The organism is Rahnella inusitata, assembly GCF_018288855.1.
Classification (GTDB): Bacteria; Pseudomonadota; Gammaproteobacteria; order Enterobacterales; family Enterobacteriaceae; genus Rahnella; species Rahnella inusitata.
Map to the genome: position 1 here is coordinate 611,880 of NZ_CP065024.1, position 16,422 is coordinate 628,301.

The window sequence follows — 16,422 nt, forward strand, 5'->3', positions numbered from 1 at the left end:
GGGGTTTTATTAATAATTAATCGGTTACTCCCGCATTCATCGATTAAAACTTCCTAATATCCATTACACATGGAGAGGTATTCTATTCAATAGAGAATTATTTAACAAAATATCCGTCGCGATCGAGCTGAATAAATACCAAAATAACGGTCGGTCGTTTTGGGGAGTTTTCGGCTATACGGGAAAAAGCCCAACTGGCGTGGGAGGGATAGGACGGTCGGGAACGCCCCCGTTTGAGCCGCCTAACTGTATTAGAGGGTATGCAATTCAATGATATTAATGAATTAGACCAGAGGTGGTAAGTATGTGGGCGACTTTAGGCGAAGTCTTTCCCAGTCCGTCATTATCATCTTTACCTACTGAAACATATAGAGCAAACCCCGATACGGGGTAGTTGAGTAAATAATTGGGCTATCTGTGAGTAAACCATAATATGTGCCAAGGTAGAGAACAATATCAGTACCCCATGAAGATATTTATAGCGAGTATAGCTGTGGGAAAGTCAAAATCTATATAAATCCGAAACAGGCATTAAGAATAAATAGGACTAAATTCTACTGTCTATCCTAACGGGTATTAGTGTTATACAGATAAGTCAGTGTTATGACTTATGGTTTAACCTCTACGCTCACTGAAAAATACATTTACTAAGTTATGACATGGTATGTTATTAAATATCTTGCCATGGGATGAAAACTCTGCAGTAACGTACGTTCGTAGAAAATTTCGCTTTTATACTTGCTGATTAACACGTTATTGTCTTATTTCAGACAATAAAAAAGTAGGGGTAATCGATCCATTTCGGCACAATAACAAATAAGACGGAAGGATTTAATTGTTAGATGAAGTATTTAATTCCATGCCAAAAAATGTTGGCAAGTCGATTACGGAACGCCTGATATCCAGGTGATAATTTATTTAAAAACGGATTGATCATGTTCAAGAAAATTTTACTTAGCACTATTTTAGCTTCTGCGTTAGTCTCTTCTTTTTCTCAGGCTGCTGATTCTCAAACCCAGCAGGAGAAAAAACGCTTCGAAGAAACACTGGTTAAGCCATGCCAGGGCAAGCAAGCGGGCGATCAGGTGCAGGTTACCACCCCGCGTGGTACGTCGGTAATGGCAACCTGTAAAATGACCGCAGAAATAAATATTAAGTAAAAAGTCAAAATATGAGGGAGATAATCCCTCATATCCCCCGTTAGAACTCCTTGGGCAAAGAAGTCACACTCAGCAACATTCCACGGTGCACATCAATGTATCCACCTTTCCTCAGTTCAGAAATTATTTTCATAATGTGGCTGCGCGATAATAATGTTCTGTCCTGGATGTAACGAGCAAGGTTTGTTTTACTTTTTATTTCATCAGGCTCTTTATTTAGCTCTAGAATATAGATGCGAACATTATCATAGGATGTTGGTCTGACCATATTCAGATTATGATGGAGATAATTACTGGCCGTAAACAGTAGCATCATTGAAAATGCCTTCCACAAATTATCCACTTCAAGCCGTGATGACAGGTCATCAATAGATATAACACCTATTTTCATTGATTCATTTGCCGAAATATACACCGGATCAAGAGGAATGATATAATTGCTCGTTCCCAGAAGAAAAGGGGCGTCTGCGGTGCTTAATATTCGGCCATCAGAAGCGCGATGGATAGTCACGCTGCCGGTTTCAATTAGATAACACATGGGTCTGCCGTTGCTAAGATAACTAAAACGCTGCCCTTTGCATGCAGAAATTGGAATGGCATGCGGGGCAAGGGCCTTAAGTAAAATCTCAATGTCTTCAACAGGTTTAAAATCACGTAATGATATAGAAGACCTTTTTTTTTCCCGCTGCATAATCGCTCCAGTTTATAAATTTCAGTCTTTTAAAAGACAATTTTTAAAGTATAGCACTCAAAAGCTATAACGGCGCTTTAGTGATATCAGCTCATAAAACAACCGCCAGCAAGTCATTTTTTGAAAGTCTGATAACGGACAGATAAATCGTATCTAAAAGTCCGGTGCTGGAGCAAAATGCGCCTAAGAAATACATCTCCTGTTATTTCTTCTTCAAATTTTATCTCGTTAATTTGTACTTCCTGAGGCTATTGAAAATGAACAAACATATTAAGACCGCGGTGCTGTTAACTGCTATTGCATTAAGCTCATCATCTGCCTTTGCTGCCGATGGCCAGGTGAAATTCACTGGAAAAATTCTGGATGCTGCCTGCACCGTCGACGGCGCTACGGACGGCGCAATTACCGTTACGATGGGCGAAGTGTCTAAAACTTCGCTGGCGGCAGCAGGCGATACCACCGATGCCACGAAATTCCACATCAAACTGTCTGCCTGCCCGGATGCGCTGACAACGGCTAGCATCAAGTTCGACGGCACGGCGATGGGGGGGGATGACAGTATTCTTGCATTGACCGCGGGCACTGTAGACGATCCCTCAGCTGAACAAGTGGGTATCCAGATTACTGATTCCGCAGGCGCAGTTGTTCCTTTATATACAGCGTCAACGGCTATCCCTGCTACAGCTGGTGGTACTGCGGACACCGGTACGTTCGATTTGCCATTCACCGCCCGCTATATTTCAACCGGTGCTGCCGTGAAAGCCGGTGTAGCAGATGCCGCAGCTAACTTTACCGTTGTCTATAACTAATCTCATTATTTAATATTCCGGATGATATTACATCATTCGGAATATAATGGAAATTTAACGATGAAATTAAAAACCCTCTCATTACTTGGTTTATTTCTGCTTACGCTGAACTCAGCGTATGCCGGTATTGTGGTCGGTGGTACTCGTGTTATTTATGATGCTAGCAAGAAAGAAACTTCACTTAATTTGACAAATCCGGATAAAACCCCTTATTTAATCCAGTCGTGGATTAACAGTTCAGACGGCAGCAATAATAAAGCGCCGTTCGTGATCACTCCTCCACTCTTTCGCCTGGACGGGGATCAGCAAAACGTTTTGCGTATTGTTCAGGCAGGTAACTTACCTCAAGATCATGAGTCAATGTACTGGCTGAATGTGAAATCCATTCCGTCTACGGGAAAATCAATTACGCAAAATACCTTACAAATCGCGGTTAAAACCACAATTAAATTGATTTATCGGCCGACAGGATTAAAAGGACATTCAGCGGAGCAGGATGCGGATAAATTGGTCTGGAAACGGTTAGGAAATAATGTCCAGGTAACCAACCCGGGGAATTATTATATGAATTTCAATAATGTTAAAGTGAACGGCATAGAGCTGAAAAACGTAACCTATGCGGCACCGCACGCCAGCGCGGAATTCCCACTTCCAGCCGGAGCGTCGGGCAGCAGTCTGAGCTTTGCGTTGATCAACGATTATGGTTCTTCGGGTGCACAACATACTGCTTCATTTTAAATATTCCGGTTGTTTTTACTGAGCCTTATTCGGAAAAACATACGTGGGGAACTATTACATGAAATCTCCAATGAGCCTGCAGAGGATCTGTCTGGCTGGTTTTTTTACCATGGCACTGCCTGCACTAGCCCGGGCCGGACAAGACGAAATGTATTTTAATCCTGCGTTATTAGAGATAGGTAACCCGCAAAAAGAAAAAACCGATCTGACCGTATTTGAAAGTGGTCAGCAGGCGCCGGGTAAATATCACGTCGATGTTTATCTTAATAACGATAAAGTTGATACCCGCGAAGTAGAGTTTCGCATGGTTGAACTTGCAGGCGGAAAGCAAAGCCTTCAGCCGTGCCTGAGCGTGGAAGAATTAAAAAACTATGGTGTCAGAACTACTTTGTATCCGGATTTAAATAAGCAAAAGGACTGTGCAGATTTGAGCGCTATTCCCGAAGCGTCGGCTGAATTTATTTTCAGCAATCAGAAACTGGCTTTAAATATTCCGCAGGCCGCTGTCAATACTCAGGCGCGCGGGTATGTTCCGCCCGAGCAGTGGGATGAAGGGATTAATGCATTCCTGCTCAATTACAGCCTGAGCGGGGATAACACCTACGCCAAAAACAGCAATGCGCAGGACAGTCAGAGCCAGTACGCCAACCTGCGGCCGGGCGCCAACTTTGGGCCATGGCGTTTACGTAACTACACCACCTGGTCTCGCGATACCGACGGCAACGACAAGTGGGACACGGTTTATACCTACCTGCAACGTGACGTGGTGCCGTTAAAAGGTGTGATGACGCTGGGTGACAGCACCTCGCCTGCCGACGTTTTTGACAGCGTGCCCTTTCGCGGGGCGCAGATTGCCTCTGACGACGACATGCTGGCTGACAGTATGAAAGGTTATGCGCCGGTAGTCCGCGGTATCGCGAAAAGCAATGCACAGGTCACCATCCGCCAGAACGGCTATCTGATTTACCAGAGTTATGTTCCCGCAGGCGCCTTTGAAATTACCGACATGTACCCGACCGGCGGCAGCGGTGACCTCAACGTGACGGTCAAAGAAGCCGACGGCAGTGAACAGAATTTCGTGGTGCCGTTTGCCTCATTACCGGTGTTGCAACGTGAAGGCCGATTTAAATACAGCCTTACCGGCGGACAGTACCGCTCATACGACAGCGACGTAAAGAAGACGGATTATGTGCAGGGCACCGGCATTTACGGTTTGCCACATGGCCTGACCGTCTACGGGGGGGTGCAGGAAGCCAAAGTGTATAAGGCGCTGGCTCTCGGTCTCGGGACTAACTTAGGGGGGCTGGGAGCGCTGTCTGCCGATGTGACCATAGCAAAAGCGTCGATTAAGCCCGACGACGAAGAAAAAGGCCAGTCGTGGCGGTTGCGCTACAGCAAGAATTTTGCCGACACCGGCACCAACTTTGCCGTGGCGGGTTATCGCTATTCGACCAAAGGTTATTACACCTTGCAGGAAACGCTGGACTCCTGGACCAGTAATGATGATGCCGGACCGATAGACCATCCGCGTGATCGTGAAGAGCTGACGCTGAGCCAGAATTTGTGGGCAGGGGGCGGCAACCTCTCGTTGAGCATGGTGAAAGAAGCTTACTGGAATGACGGCAAAAGTATGCGCTCCTACGGGGTTGGTTATAACAACTCCTGGCACGGCATCAGTTATAGCGTGAACTACAGTTATAACAAAAACGCCTCGACGTCCGGAAACAACGACGACAGCAAAACGTATGACAAAGATCAGGTGATCGCCATGAGTATCAGCGTGCCATTTAGCAACTGGCTGGCGGGTAGCAACACTCAGGCAAGTTACAGCGTAAACAACAGCGACAGCGGCGGCACCACACAGAACGTCGGTTTAAGCGGCACCATGCTTGCCGGTAATAACCTGAGCTGGAGCGTTCAGCAAGGTTACGACAACCACGATGCCACCACCAACGGCAACATGAATGCGGATTATAAAGGCACGTATGCCGAGGTGAATGGTGGCTATAGCTACGACCAGGATTCACAGCGCCTTAACTACGGTATTTCCGGAGGTGTGATAGCCCATAAAGATGGCGTGACGCTCAGCCAGCCACTCGGTGAAACCGTGGTTCTGGTGCAGGCACCTGGCGCGAATGGCGTGAGCGTGCTGAATCAGCCCGGCGTTAAAACCGACTACCGGGGTTATGCCGTTGTTCCCTACAGCAGCCCGTATCGTCGCAATATTGTCGCGCTGGATGCAGAAAGTATGCCGGATGATGTGGATGTCAGCGGTATGGCCCAGACAGTGATCCCGACCCGTGGCGCGGTGGTGCGGGCGAAATATAACGCCAGCGTGGGCAGCCGTGTATTGATGACAGTGTTACGACAGGGCGGCGCGACGGTACCGTTCGGGGCGATGGTTACCGACCTCACTCAAAACAACTCTCAAGGTTTTATTGTCGGCGAAGAGGGGCAGGTGTATTTGACCGGTTTAGCAAATAAAGGTGCATTGCATGTCCAGTGGGGTAAAGACGCGGGCGAGCAATGTGAGATTCATTATTCATTACCCGAAAGCAAACCGGAAAGTGGTGTGCTGATGGTTAATACTAAGTGTCAATAACAGGTAAGCCTTATGTTTTTTTCAAACATTCATATTCTAAAGAAACCACGAGACGGTCATGAATTATTACCCTTCACGGTGAGAGGTTTTATTATCATGAAAACAACATTTAAAAATTTGGCTCTGCCGTTCATGATAATGACAGCTTTTGTATATACGGCTAAAGCCGACCCCGTGAATATTAATATCACCGGGAACGTGGTTGCATCACCTTGTAAGATAGATAGCCCTGGGAATATTCCTGTTGGTTTAGCCGATACACAAGCAACTGCGCTTGCCGAAGCTGGCTCAAAGTCCGCTCCGACAGAATTTGAAATCAAATTATCGGCCTGCCCGACAGGGACGACACACGTTACGCTGACCTTCAGTGGTGCGCCAGATAGTGCAACGGCAGCGGCTTATGCCAGCACTGGCAGCGCTGAAAATGTAGTGACTGAAATCTATGGTTCTACAAATGGGCTGCCAAAGGGTAATGGTTCGACTGAAACTTATCCCGTCGAAGCAGACCATACCGTTGATTTCCACTTCAAGGCCAATGCCTATTCGAAAGGGAATGCAACACCGGGAACAATTATTTCAGCTGTTCAGGTTTCCTTTACTTATCAGTAAAAATTCGAGCCAATGCTCTGAGGGGGAAGTTTGTTCATGAGATCGAAATTATCAATACTCTTTTTATCCGGCATTCTGTTCACCGGAGCATCACATGCTGAAGAGTCGCAGATAAGTCTCACCGGTACTGTGGTGTCAGGTGCCTGTAATATCAGCGCTACTAATCAGACGTTTGCATTTGAAGACCTTTACACAGGGAAAATGCGCGAAGCAGGTTCGGCCAGTAACTGGAAAAGTTTCAGCATGCTGCTCACAGCATGCCCGACCGGGACGCAAAACGTGACGATGAAAATTAGCGGCACAGCTGCACCGGAATATCCGACGTATTTTGCAAATACTGAAGATGCCAAAAATGTGATGTTGGAATTAACCGATTCCACACATTCAACCACTTACAGCAACGGCAGCACTCTGACTGCGGCAGTCGACGACAGCCGTAATGCCTTTTTCTCCTTCGCCGCCAGAGAATATAGCCCGCAGGGTGGCGTTGAGTCTGGGGCGTTTGAATCTGTGGTAATGATGGATTTTACTTACCAATAAACTTATGTTTCGAAAAAAAAGAGAACTCCTATGAAATGCACTATTTGCAGTCAGGATAATTATATTTCAGAAGGGATTCAATATTTGTTTTTTTTATTAAATAAAAGAGTTAATTTTGAATCGGTATTTATTATAGACGTGATGACTGCGCCCATAATAAGTAAAAAAGATGCGTTAGAAATCGAGCATGCGGATTTGCTGATATTTATAGTCGACTCGACTAATAACTTCCGCATGCTCGAAGAAAATATCTTCTTAAAATCTAAAAAGGGTGTCATCGTGAAATATATATGTCGGAAAGCACAACTGTATGAGTTCATGGATTTATTAAGGTGTGAATTTGACTTCTCTTTTGATTATCCGAGCATCCGGGAAAACTTTAATGATGCCGAACTAAGCATGATTGCCTGTATAGGTTCAGGAAAGTCAATCTTTGAATGTACTGAGTTCCGAGGTATGAATACAAAAACGATCAGTTTTTGCAAAAGAAGTATCATGCGAAAGCTAAACGTAAACACAAGCATTAAACTTTATGATGTTGTTATGAAATGTACTTATGTCAATAAGAAGTTGTCTTCGCTATGTTATTAATTGCCATTTGTTTAGCTCTAATATTCATGTCTTTGTATTTCATTGTGCAGAATGATTCCTCCTGGCTTATCGTGAATTGGTTGCTGGGTTGAGAATAATTTTAACTAACTATGTATTGATGAAAATGAAACTAACAATTATGCTTTTTTTTATTATTTTTTCATGTTGTTCGGTTCAGGCCAGCGCATGGGCTTATCTGGCCAGTTCACCAACCGGAAATAAATCCTATGCCATTCGTGCCTCTGGCTCGCCATTATTACCGCTGATCTGGTTTAAAACCACAGATGCCCATGGCGTGACCCTGATCTTGTCCAAAGACGTCATCGACTGTCAAAAAGGCAGGTACTCCATTAAGGAAATCAACCGCTACGAAGCCTCGGGGAAAGTCACCCTAACAGACTCATACACTTTTAACAACTGGAATGAAATTACGCCAGATTCGCTGGCTTCCTATGAATATAAATTCGCATGCAAGCGCAAATTATTTCAATAAAATTAGCCTGTTAACAATATAGGAAATATAGGAAATATAGGAAATATGGGAAATATGGGAAATATGAAGTGTCGTATTCTCGGCGTTATGCTGACAGTCGCGTTATTTGTTTACCCTTTTATTATTCAGCACGCAAATGCCACAGAACGGGGCGATCAGCGTCGTGAGGCCAGGGATACCCGTCAGGACACCCGTCAGGATGCGCGAAGCACTAAACAAGACTGTGTGACCAGTGACGACAAGAGCAATCATGACTGCCGTCAGGATAAGCGTCAGAAAAAACAAGATGGCAGGCAGGAAGCGCGACGGATCAAGTACTGATCCTGGTATCTAAAATATTGCTACTGCGGTCAGAGGCGACTGTTTATGACCACTGTTTTATTAAGGATTTTTTTCGTTATGCAGATCAAAGCTTTTCCCCTAGTGAGAGAGTTTAATTCATGGGTCGCCAATAATCAGGGAGCCATTGCACAGGGGCTCATTAATCTTATTGGTGCCATTTTCATAATTCTGCTGGGGATATTTATTTCCCGTGTTTTATCCAGTGGACTGAAACGGTTACTGACAAACCGGGGCGTAGATAAAACCATCACCCAGTTTTGCAGCACCTTGTTACGTTACGGATTATTAGCTTTTGCCGTGATTGCTGCTCTGGGGCGAATTGGCGTAGAAACGTCTTCTATCATTGCAATAATCGGTGCTGCTGGTCTGGCTATTGGCCTGGCATTGCAAAGCTCACTGGCTAATTTTGCCGCGGGTGTTTTGCTGGTATCACTGCGTCCATTCAAAGCCGGTGAATATGCAAGTGTAGGCGGTAACGCCGGGGTTATCGAGGAAGTGCATATATTCTCGACCACGCTGCGCACCTCAGATAATAAAACGGTGGTGGTGCCAAACGGTAAGATCATCGCCGGGGACATCATCAATTATTCCCGTCAAAAGCACCGCCGCGTCGATATCACGGTCAGCGTGGCTTACAAAACTTGTGTACATGAAATTAAACAATTATTGACGCTCATTATCGAAAGAGATGACCGAATAATTCATGAGATGGGGCATACCGTGCGTCTGAATGAATTCGGGCCATCATCGCTTATTTATGTTGTCCGGGTGTGGACTCAAAATGCGACCTATTGGGACGTCTATTTCGACCTGATGGAAAACATTAAATCCACCTTCGACGATCACCATATCAATATGCCATATCCGCAAATGGATGTGCATATCCATCAACCCATATCTTCAGGAGTCACTTCATGAAATCTCTTATTTCAAGCGTTTTTATTCTTACCCTTACGCTGGCAGGCAATGCTTTTGCCATTAACAAAACCACCGGCGGTGCTTTGGCCGGAGCGGCTATCGGTGCCGTCACAGGAAAAAGTGTGAAAAGTACTGTCGGTGGCGCGGTCGTGGGCGCGGGTACCGGCGCGATGCTAAAGAGCGGCTCTACCGGCAAAGCAGCCCGTAAAGGCGGCGCCGCAGGCGCGGTGGTCGGCGGCGTTGCCGCTGCCGCCACCGGTAAAAGTGTCATTAAAGGGGTCGCCGTGGGCGCTGGAACTGGCAGTCTGGTCGGTGAAGCAACCCATTAATCTATCTGGGTGTTTTATGAGGGTAAACGATGTTGAGTAAAAAGGAATGGCTGTTGCGTCTGCGCCGCTGTAGGCACATGGAAACGCTCGAAAAAGTGATGGAAAAAAACCGATACAGCCTCAGCTTGCAGGAAATGGAAGCCTTTAATGCCGCGGCGGATCACCGCCTGGCGGAACTGACGATGAATAAGCTTTTTGACAAGGTGCCTGCCTCGGTATGGACCCACATTAAATGAACGGCTTAGCCGGTCTCTGTCCCTTAATTTTATACAGGTGCGTTATGTCAATGTTCAATAGTAAACAGCGCGGCGGCTTCATTACCTTCATCATTCTCACGGCCTTTCCCCTGACGGGGAGGGCCTTGGAGCCCGCCACAATACAGGCCAAAGAGGCGATAGAAATGCCCCCGGCTCCGCCTTCTGAATCTATGCCGCCGGTTGCCAGGCTGCCGGTGACCATTCAGGCCACCGTTGCCGAACCGAATCCGGTTGCGCCGATAGAAAAGTCCGCAGCAAAAGCCAGTGAAGCCAGTATTGAAACGCTGAACTTGAACGACAGCGAAGAACAAAGGCGGGCTTATGCCATCGGGGTCGCTCTCGCGCATTATATTCAGGATAATATCAGCAGTGAGAAAGCGATCCATATCACAATAAACCGCGATATCCTGATGGCTGGCCTCAATGATACGTTCAGCGGGCAGGGTAAAATGAGCGATAAAGATGTGCAGGGGACGCTGGCCGCGATGGATGAGCAGGTCGGCATCCTCACGCAGGCGGCGAATAATAAAAAATTCGCCGACGAGCAGGCCTATTTTGATGGTTTTGCCACTCACAGCGACGTGAAGAAAACGGCAGCCGGTTTGTTATATCAGATCAACAACAAAGGTGAAGGCGCAGCGATTAAGGATACTGATCTCGTCGAAGTGCATTATGAGGGCGCGCTAAAGGATGGCACGGTGGTAGATGGTGCTGATAATAAAGACGCGACACAGTTATTTCGCGTGGAGAATATGCCGCCGGTTCTGCGTGACGGTATAAAACTGCTTCGTAAAGGCGGGCAGATTACCATCGTGATCCCACCGAGCCCGGTAAAAAATGTTACGGGAAGCAAAACATCAAAGCAGGATAATGCGGTCCTTATTTATACGTTATCGCTGACAGACGTGAAAACTCCGGGTTGAAAAAAATTTACGCGCTTGATATCCACTTGGTTTACTTATTGTTTCGTTGTATGAAACGAACTTTCTGTCGCAATGAGAATCGGATGGCTACATTCCTACATCCTGTCGCGGTATCCCGTGGCAAAATTGAAATTCAAAACCAGTCAGGGAGTTCTGTGGGGTATGTCGTCGAGAATCGTGACAAAGGCGCTGATTCTGGCCTGAACAAAACCTAATGCACATGGCTGACGGATATATTCCTTAATTCGCATGGTATTTTAGCCGATTAAAGACGCCCGTGGTTGGGGCAGTTCAGTACCAGAACCATATTAATCGACATAACTGAAGGTCTGATTTTGGACTGAAAAATTTTAACAAAATCCATCCTTCATGTTATTTTGTTCTCTGACGGTGGTTTAGTGGTATGCGCTTGCGTTCAATAACCTGAGCAGGGGTTTACAACACGGATACGAAAAATTTAATGGATCTAACAGTGGAAACTTGAACGTTACCTATAAGGACATCTACGGAGGAGTTAGTGATAGGTCTAATTCCCACGAGGATTTACAATATAAAAAATGAGCCATATAACTACCAGGCGGATGTATAGTCAATTGTCGCAAAAACGCGTGTTGGGATGCACAACTCACGTTGTTGCATTGTTATTAACTTCGATAAAGCATGGCCAAACGTGACATGAATTATAACACATAAGACATGTGAGAAATTAGCATGAAAATCATTATAAATTTATTTTTATTAATCACTTTATCTTACTCATTATCTTGTTCCGCAGCATCATGCCATCTGTCTGGGCCTGTAGAAAATAACACAATTACTGCGCCTAATATTATTATAGCGAGGGATGCACCTGTAGGTACAATTCTTTCCGAAGGATATACTATTACAGGCGGAAACAATTTTATAGCATGTAATCCAGCAACAGGACGTAAAGCATATATCACAATGGCTTACAGTTCGACACCTAGCACTATGACTAATGTTTTTGAAACTAATATTAGCGGTGTCGGTTTAAAACTCGCATTTTCTTTTAATTATGAATATTTTTATTACACTCTTGGCCCTGGCGTTTGGAACTTGGTTGACTATACTGGTGGGTTTGGTGGTTCATCCAGTGTCAATTATCAATTGATAAAAACTGGGCCTATTACATCCGGCACTCTCAAGTCTGGGCTAGCTGGATATATGAATGCTGATAATGGCGATCTAGTAGAAAATGTTTATTTAAATGCCGGAACTGTTACAGCATTGCAATGCTCAATATCTACAAAAAATATTTCAGCGCCCTTGGGTGAAGTGCCAATCTCTGGTTTTACTGGCATAGGAAGCACGCCAAAATCTTACGACTTTAATGTCGGCCTAGAATGTGATGCCGGAGTCAATATCAATGTTTCATTGAGCGGAATACAAAACTCAGAAACCGACGATGCCAGCGTGCTTGCCTTAACCGGTGCGGGGAGTACAGATACTGCAGATGGAATTGGTGTGCAAATTTTATATAATAGCATGCCATTGGTATTGAATAATAATGTCATGCTCAAACACACTGCTGGCGGGCAAGAACTATTACAATTTACCGCTCGTTATTACCAAGTGAAATCTGTAGTAAAAGGTGGAAAAGCTAATGCTACAGCTACTCTTAACATTACTTATCAATAATCGAGCGTTGTTGAATAAATAGTGTTAATCAGTTCCTTTAGGAGCATTCCTAGCCAACGAAATCGGTCTAGGAGTCTGCGCCGCAGACAACGGCACGGACAGTGATTTTACGCGTAAACTAAGAAATGCCCCCTTATTTAACACGATAATTTAACTCTTTGATCATTTGAATTAACGTTCTGATGATGTGCTCCCACATGACTTTCATCCATCTCACTGCCACGTATTTTCCTCACCGTCATTTCCCCTATCAACCGTCAAAAAGTCTGTAAAAGTGGACAATGGTCGACTTTTCATCTTAAAGTCCTGCGGTTGGCACTAGAGATAACCCCCAATTGTTATCAAATAATAATGGCTGAATGATGATGAGCGGCCCACCAGACAGCCGCCGCGCAGTTCAGTGTTCGCAAACACTCCGTCAGACTTTTTGGAGAATTTATGCATTCCTCTGGTAGTAAAAATGAAGGCCGGACCTTCTTAGGCCATCCTTATCCGCTGCGCTCGCTGTTCTTCACAGAGATGTGGGAGCGCTTCTCGTTTTACGGGATCCGTCCTTTACTGATCCTGTTCATGGCGGCGACGGTCTACGAAGGCGGCATGGGGCTCGCGCGTGAAAACGCCTCGGCTATCGTCGGTATCTTCGCGGGTTGTATGTACCTCGCCGCGCTGCCGGGTGGCTGGCTGGCGGATAACTGGCTCGGGCAGCAAAGAGCGGTCTGGTACGGTTCGATCCTTATTGCTCTCGGCCACTTGTCGATTGCGCTCTCTGCTTTTATGGGCGACAGCCTGTTCTTTATCGGCCTGATGTTTATCGTCCTCGGCTCTGGCCTGTTCAAAACCTGTATCTCAGTCATGGTGGGCACGCTGTATAAAAAAGGCGATGCGCGTCGTGACGGCGGTTTCTCGCTGTTTTATATGGGCATCAACATGGGGTCATTTATCGCGCCGCTGATCTCCGGCTGGCTGATAAAAACCCATGGCTGGCACTGGGGTTTTGGTATCGGTGGTATCGGGATGCTGATCGCACTGGTGATTTTCCGCCTGTTTGCCGTGCCGTCGATGAAACGCTATGACAGCGAAGTCGGTTTAGATTCCACCTGGAATAACCCGGTGGCGAAGAAAAAGGGCGTTGGCGCATGGTTACTGGCGCTGGCGGTAGGTGTGGCGATCGTCGTTGCGCTGATTGCTCAGGGCGTGATTGTGATCAATCCGGTCGCGGTCGCCAGTGTGCTGGTCTACGTGATTGCCGCCTCGGTGGCCCTCTACTTTATTTACCTGTTTGTGTTTGCCGGCCTGAACCGCAAAGAACGCGCCCGGTTACTGGTTTGCTTTATTTTGCTGGTTTCTGCTGCCTTCTTCTGGTCCGCGTTCGAGCAAAAGCCGACCTCATTCAACCTGTTTGCCAATGACTACACCAACCGCATGATCGGTGATTTTGAAATCCCGGCCGTATGGTTCCAGTCAATCAATGCGCTGTTTATCATCATTCTTGCGCCGGTATTTAGCTGGGCATGGCCGATGATGGCGCGCAACAATGTGCGTCCAAGCAGCATCACCAAGTTCATCATCGGTATTTTATGTGCGGCTGCGGGCTTTGGCATCATGATGATGGCGGCACAAAATGTGCTGACCAACGGCGGCGCAGGCGTATCACCCATGTGGCTGGTAGGCAGTATTCTGATGCTGACCCTGGGCGAACTTTGCCTCAGTCCGATTGGTCTGGCGACCATGACGCTGCTGGCACCGGAAAGAATGCGCGGGCAGATGATGGGGCTGTGGTTCTGCGCCAGTGCGCTGGGTAATCTGGCGGCGGGTCTGATTGGCGGTCACGTGAAAGCCGATCAACTGGATATGCTGCCGAATCTCTTCGCGCGCTGTTCCATTGCGTTGCTGATCTGCGCAGCGGTGCTGTTTGTGCTGATCATTCCGGTTCGACGCATGCTGCAAAATGCTCAGGCGAGTTCTGAGCAGAAACCTGCGACCTCTGCCTGATTGGGCATAGCTTTTTTGCATAGCGTGAAATGAAGGAGGCCGATCTGACGATCGGCCTCTTTTTTAGGACGAAGCCCGCTACGATAAGTTTCCAAAATAAAATGAGTTTCTATTTTTCGGTTTATTTAAAAAACTCAGGTTGTTGTTAATAACACTCAAAAGACTGTCATCCATGACATCGCGTTTATGTAATCTGTGACCTCACACTCTGCTCTGACGAAAGGCCAGGCGCTCGCTGGAAGGTTTTATCAGCGGGTTCCACGAGATTTCAGAGCCTGCCTGAGTGTTTACGGTTTCCTGATGTTGGTTTTTCGCGTCACATTCCGATTGTAAAAATCAACGAAATCACTCAGTGTGCGGCCTGCAGTGCGCCATCCGGCGTGCGTCCCCCACTTTCGCAAGGTCGTCTGATGTACACCCGTCATTGTTCCGGTACTACTTCGCTTGATAAATCAATGCAATGAAAAGAGTATCGGGAAGACTGGCCGGTTTAAGTACCCTGCTGCCTTTGCTGCTGACCTCATGCGGCACGCTGTCTGAGATGCAGGTGGAGGAAAGTCCCCAGGCGGTGAAGCAGCTTGCCTGCACGAAAAATATCGACGGGATGGTCGATGGCATCGTTTCCCAGTATATCAAAAAGGAAAAGGCCAGCGGACTGGCGATAGGCATCATCCGCAATGACGGTACCTCCCGGACGTGGGGCTACGGTTATACCGATGCGGTCAAGGCTCACAAAATCGACGGAGAAACGTTGTTCGCGCTGGGTTCAATCAGTAAAGGCGTGACCGGCGAAGTCGTGGCGGGGCTGGTGGAAAAAGGGCTGCTGAAATGGGACGCTAAACTGTCTGATTTGTTGCCGAAAAACACCCCGCTGAGTGACGATGCGAAGAACATTACCTTGTTGCAACTGGCGACCCACACCTCGGGTTTACCGCGCCAAAACATGAACAAAGACATGTTGCAGAGCTTCCTTAAGTATCTCTACACTGGTGATAACTTCTATAACGAACTGGACAGCGATGCGGTATTGAACGATCTCTCCTCGTTTAAACGTCCGCAAACGCCGGAGCCTCAATATTCTAATCTGGGTTATGCGCTGCTCGGATACATACTGAAGTTAAAGACCGGCGAAGATATCCAGCAGCTGTCTTATGACTTTATTTTCAGATCGCTGAAAATGGGCAGTACCAGTTTTCACGGCCCGACATTGAAAGCGTATCCGTATCGCGCAATAGGCCATGCGGGCGATCAGCCGAAATTTATCCGCCGTGGCAAAGTAGTACCCGACTGGTATTTCACGAATAATATGGTCGCTGCGGCGAACTTATACAGTAACGTTGACGACTTGCTGAAATACCTCCGTGCGCATATTACAGATTCAGAACCAAGCGAGCTTAATTCGGCGATAAGAGTGTCTGAAAAGATTTATTTCGAGCGTAATATCGAAGCAGCCAATATCGCGTGGGTTACTGACCATAAAGATAATCAGGTGATCACTTATCAGGTTGGTTATATTGGCGGGTACTCAAGTTATATTGGTTTCGATAAAAAGCATAAGAATGCGGTCGTTGTCTTACAGAACTCTTTCAACTGGAGCAATTATATCGGCCATGACCTGTTGCTGAAAATGGCAATGGCGGACGACTATCGGGGAACCTGCCCATAAAGTCAGTCTGTTGGCTGCGAAATATCTGAGCACGGTTTTCTGAAAAACTTACTCTATAAAAAAGGGCTCAACACGTGAGCCCTTTAAATTGATATTTCAAGTA

Annotated in this window: 17 protein-coding genes; 16 read left to right on the forward strand and 1 reads right to left on the reverse strand. The window is 46.5% G+C overall.

Going from position 1 to position 16,422, the window contains the following annotated elements; translation table 11 throughout:
• The first annotated feature begins 935 nt into the window (after positions 1-935).
• Positions 936-1,160, forward strand: a complete 225-nt coding sequence (locus tag I2123_RS02790; protein ID WP_213051764.1) for a hypothetical protein — start codon at positions 936-938, stop codon at positions 1,158-1,160.
• A gap of 40 nt (positions 1,161-1,200) precedes the next feature.
• Here I2123_RS02790 and I2123_RS02795 read toward each other — a convergent pair whose 3' ends face one another.
• Positions 1,201-1,851, reverse strand: coding sequence for a helix-turn-helix domain-containing protein (locus I2123_RS02795; RefSeq protein WP_213051765.1), 651 nt, complete (start codon positions 1,849-1,851; stop codon positions 1,201-1,203).
• Between the two features lie 257 nt (positions 1,852-2,108).
• Between I2123_RS02795 and I2123_RS02800 the strand changes: the two genes are divergently transcribed.
• The 15 genes from I2123_RS02800 (at position 2,109) to I2123_RS02865 (ending at position 16,319) form a co-directional block, all read left to right on the forward strand.
• Positions 2,109-2,660, forward strand: a complete 552-nt coding sequence (locus I2123_RS02800) for a fimbrial protein (RefSeq protein ID WP_213051766.1) — start codon at positions 2,109-2,111, stop codon at positions 2,658-2,660.
• A gap of 60 nt (positions 2,661-2,720) precedes the next feature.
• Positions 2,721-3,398, forward strand: a complete 678-nt coding sequence (locus I2123_RS02805; RefSeq protein WP_213051767.1) for a fimbrial biogenesis chaperone — start codon at positions 2,721-2,723, stop codon at positions 3,396-3,398.
• 58 nt (positions 3,399-3,456) lie between these two features.
• The gene (locus I2123_RS02810) at positions 3,457-6,000 is read left to right on the forward strand and encodes a fimbria/pilus outer membrane usher protein (RefSeq protein ID WP_213051768.1); all 2,544 of its coding nucleotides are present in this window, start codon (positions 3,457-3,459) and stop codon (positions 5,998-6,000) included.
• 12 nt (positions 6,001-6,012) lie between these two features.
• Entirely contained in the window at positions 6,013-6,609 is a 597-nt protein-coding gene (locus tag I2123_RS02815) for a fimbrial protein (RefSeq protein WP_213051769.1), read from the forward strand.
• A 36-nt stretch (positions 6,610-6,645) separates the two neighbouring features.
• Positions 6,646-7,149 (forward strand): fimbrial protein, encoded by a 504-nt coding sequence (locus I2123_RS02820; protein WP_213051770.1) that lies wholly within the window; start codon positions 6,646-6,648, stop codon positions 7,147-7,149.
• Between the two features lie 715 nt (positions 7,150-7,864).
• Positions 7,865-8,233 carry a surface-adhesin E family protein gene (locus tag I2123_RS02825; RefSeq protein ID WP_213051771.1) on the forward strand — a complete coding sequence of 123 codons (369 nt, stop codon included), beginning with the start codon at positions 7,865-7,867 and terminating at the stop codon, positions 8,231-8,233.
• 54 nt (positions 8,234-8,287) lie between these two features.
• Positions 8,288-8,554, forward strand: coding sequence for a hypothetical protein (locus tag I2123_RS02830; protein ID WP_244879875.1), 267 nt, complete (start codon positions 8,288-8,290; stop codon positions 8,552-8,554).
• Positions 8,555-8,632: 78 nt separating this feature from the next.
• Positions 8,633-9,493, forward strand: a complete 861-nt coding sequence (mscS, locus tag I2123_RS02835; protein ID WP_213052456.1) for a small-conductance mechanosensitive channel MscS — start codon at positions 8,633-8,635, stop codon at positions 9,491-9,493.
• Positions 9,490-9,822: a glycine zipper family protein gene (locus I2123_RS02840; protein ID WP_213051772.1), complete on the forward strand. Its 333-nt coding sequence runs from the start codon at positions 9,490-9,492 to the stop codon at positions 9,820-9,822. The genes mscS and I2123_RS02840 overlap by 4 nt, the downstream gene beginning before the upstream one ends.
• Before the next feature lie 29 nt (positions 9,823-9,851).
• Positions 9,852-10,058: a hemolysin expression modulator Hha gene (gene hha / locus I2123_RS02845; protein WP_420834343.1), complete on the forward strand. Its 207-nt coding sequence runs from the start codon at positions 9,852-9,854 to the stop codon at positions 10,056-10,058.
• On the forward strand, positions 10,055-11,002 hold the full coding sequence (locus I2123_RS02850) for an FKBP-type peptidyl-prolyl cis-trans isomerase N-terminal domain-containing protein (protein ID WP_213051773.1): 948 nt from the start codon (positions 10,055-10,057) through the stop codon (positions 11,000-11,002). The genes hha and I2123_RS02850 overlap by 4 nt, the downstream gene beginning before the upstream one ends.
• A gap of 83 nt (positions 11,003-11,085) precedes the next feature.
• Positions 11,086-11,217 (forward strand): hypothetical protein, encoded by a 132-nt coding sequence (locus I2123_RS25645; protein ID WP_274611816.1) that lies wholly within the window; start codon positions 11,086-11,088, stop codon positions 11,215-11,217.
• A gap of 496 nt (positions 11,218-11,713) precedes the next feature.
• On the forward strand, positions 11,714-12,661 hold the full coding sequence (locus I2123_RS02855; RefSeq protein ID WP_213051774.1) for a fimbrial protein: 948 nt from the start codon (positions 11,714-11,716) through the stop codon (positions 12,659-12,661).
• A gap of 438 nt (positions 12,662-13,099) precedes the next feature.
• Positions 13,100-14,653, forward strand: coding sequence for a peptide MFS transporter (locus I2123_RS02860; RefSeq protein WP_112167503.1), 1,554 nt, complete (start codon positions 13,100-13,102; stop codon positions 14,651-14,653).
• 460 nt (positions 14,654-15,113) lie between these two features.
• Entirely contained in the window at positions 15,114-16,319 is a 1,206-nt protein-coding gene (locus I2123_RS02865) for a serine hydrolase domain-containing protein (RefSeq protein WP_213051775.1), read from the forward strand.
• Positions 16,320-16,422: the final 103 nt, after the last annotated feature.

Coding starts and splice junctions, on each gene's coding strand:
- I2123_RS02790 (WP_213051764.1), top strand. CDS start 936: ATGTTCAAGAAAATTTTACTTAGCACTATTTTAGCTTCTGCGTTAGTC.
- I2123_RS02795 (WP_213051765.1), bottom strand. CDS start 1,851: ATGCAGCGGGAAAAAAAAAGGTCTTCTATATCATTACGTGATTTTAAA.
- I2123_RS02800 (WP_213051766.1), top strand. CDS start 2,109: ATGAACAAACATATTAAGACCGCGGTGCTGTTAACTGCTATTGCATTA.
- I2123_RS02805 (WP_213051767.1), top strand. CDS start 2,721: ATGAAATTAAAAACCCTCTCATTACTTGGTTTATTTCTGCTTACGCTG.
- I2123_RS02810 (WP_213051768.1), top strand. CDS start 3,457: ATGAAATCTCCAATGAGCCTGCAGAGGATCTGTCTGGCTGGTTTTTTT.
- I2123_RS02815 (WP_213051769.1), top strand. CDS start 6,013: ATGTTTTTTTCAAACATTCATATTCTAAAGAAACCACGAGACGGTCAT.
- I2123_RS02820 (WP_213051770.1), top strand. CDS start 6,646: ATGAGATCGAAATTATCAATACTCTTTTTATCCGGCATTCTGTTCACC.
- I2123_RS02825 (WP_213051771.1), top strand. CDS start 7,865: ATGAAACTAACAATTATGCTTTTTTTTATTATTTTTTCATGTTGTTCG.
- I2123_RS02830 (WP_244879875.1), top strand. CDS start 8,288: ATGGGAAATATGAAGTGTCGTATTCTCGGCGTTATGCTGACAGTCGCG.
- mscS (WP_213052456.1), top strand. CDS start 8,633: ATGCAGATCAAAGCTTTTCCCCTAGTGAGAGAGTTTAATTCATGGGTC.
- I2123_RS02840 (WP_213051772.1), top strand. CDS start 9,490: ATGAAATCTCTTATTTCAAGCGTTTTTATTCTTACCCTTACGCTGGCA.
- hha (WP_420834343.1), top strand. CDS start 9,852: ATGTTGAGTAAAAAGGAATGGCTGTTGCGTCTGCGCCGCTGTAGGCAC.
- I2123_RS02850 (WP_213051773.1), top strand. CDS start 10,055: ATGAACGGCTTAGCCGGTCTCTGTCCCTTAATTTTATACAGGTGCGTT.
- I2123_RS25645 (WP_274611816.1), top strand. CDS start 11,086: ATGGCTACATTCCTACATCCTGTCGCGGTATCCCGTGGCAAAATTGAA.
- I2123_RS02855 (WP_213051774.1), top strand. CDS start 11,714: ATGAAAATCATTATAAATTTATTTTTATTAATCACTTTATCTTACTCA.
- I2123_RS02860 (WP_112167503.1), top strand. CDS start 13,100: ATGCATTCCTCTGGTAGTAAAAATGAAGGCCGGACCTTCTTAGGCCAT.
- I2123_RS02865 (WP_213051775.1), top strand. CDS start 15,114: ATGAAAAGAGTATCGGGAAGACTGGCCGGTTTAAGTACCCTGCTGCCT.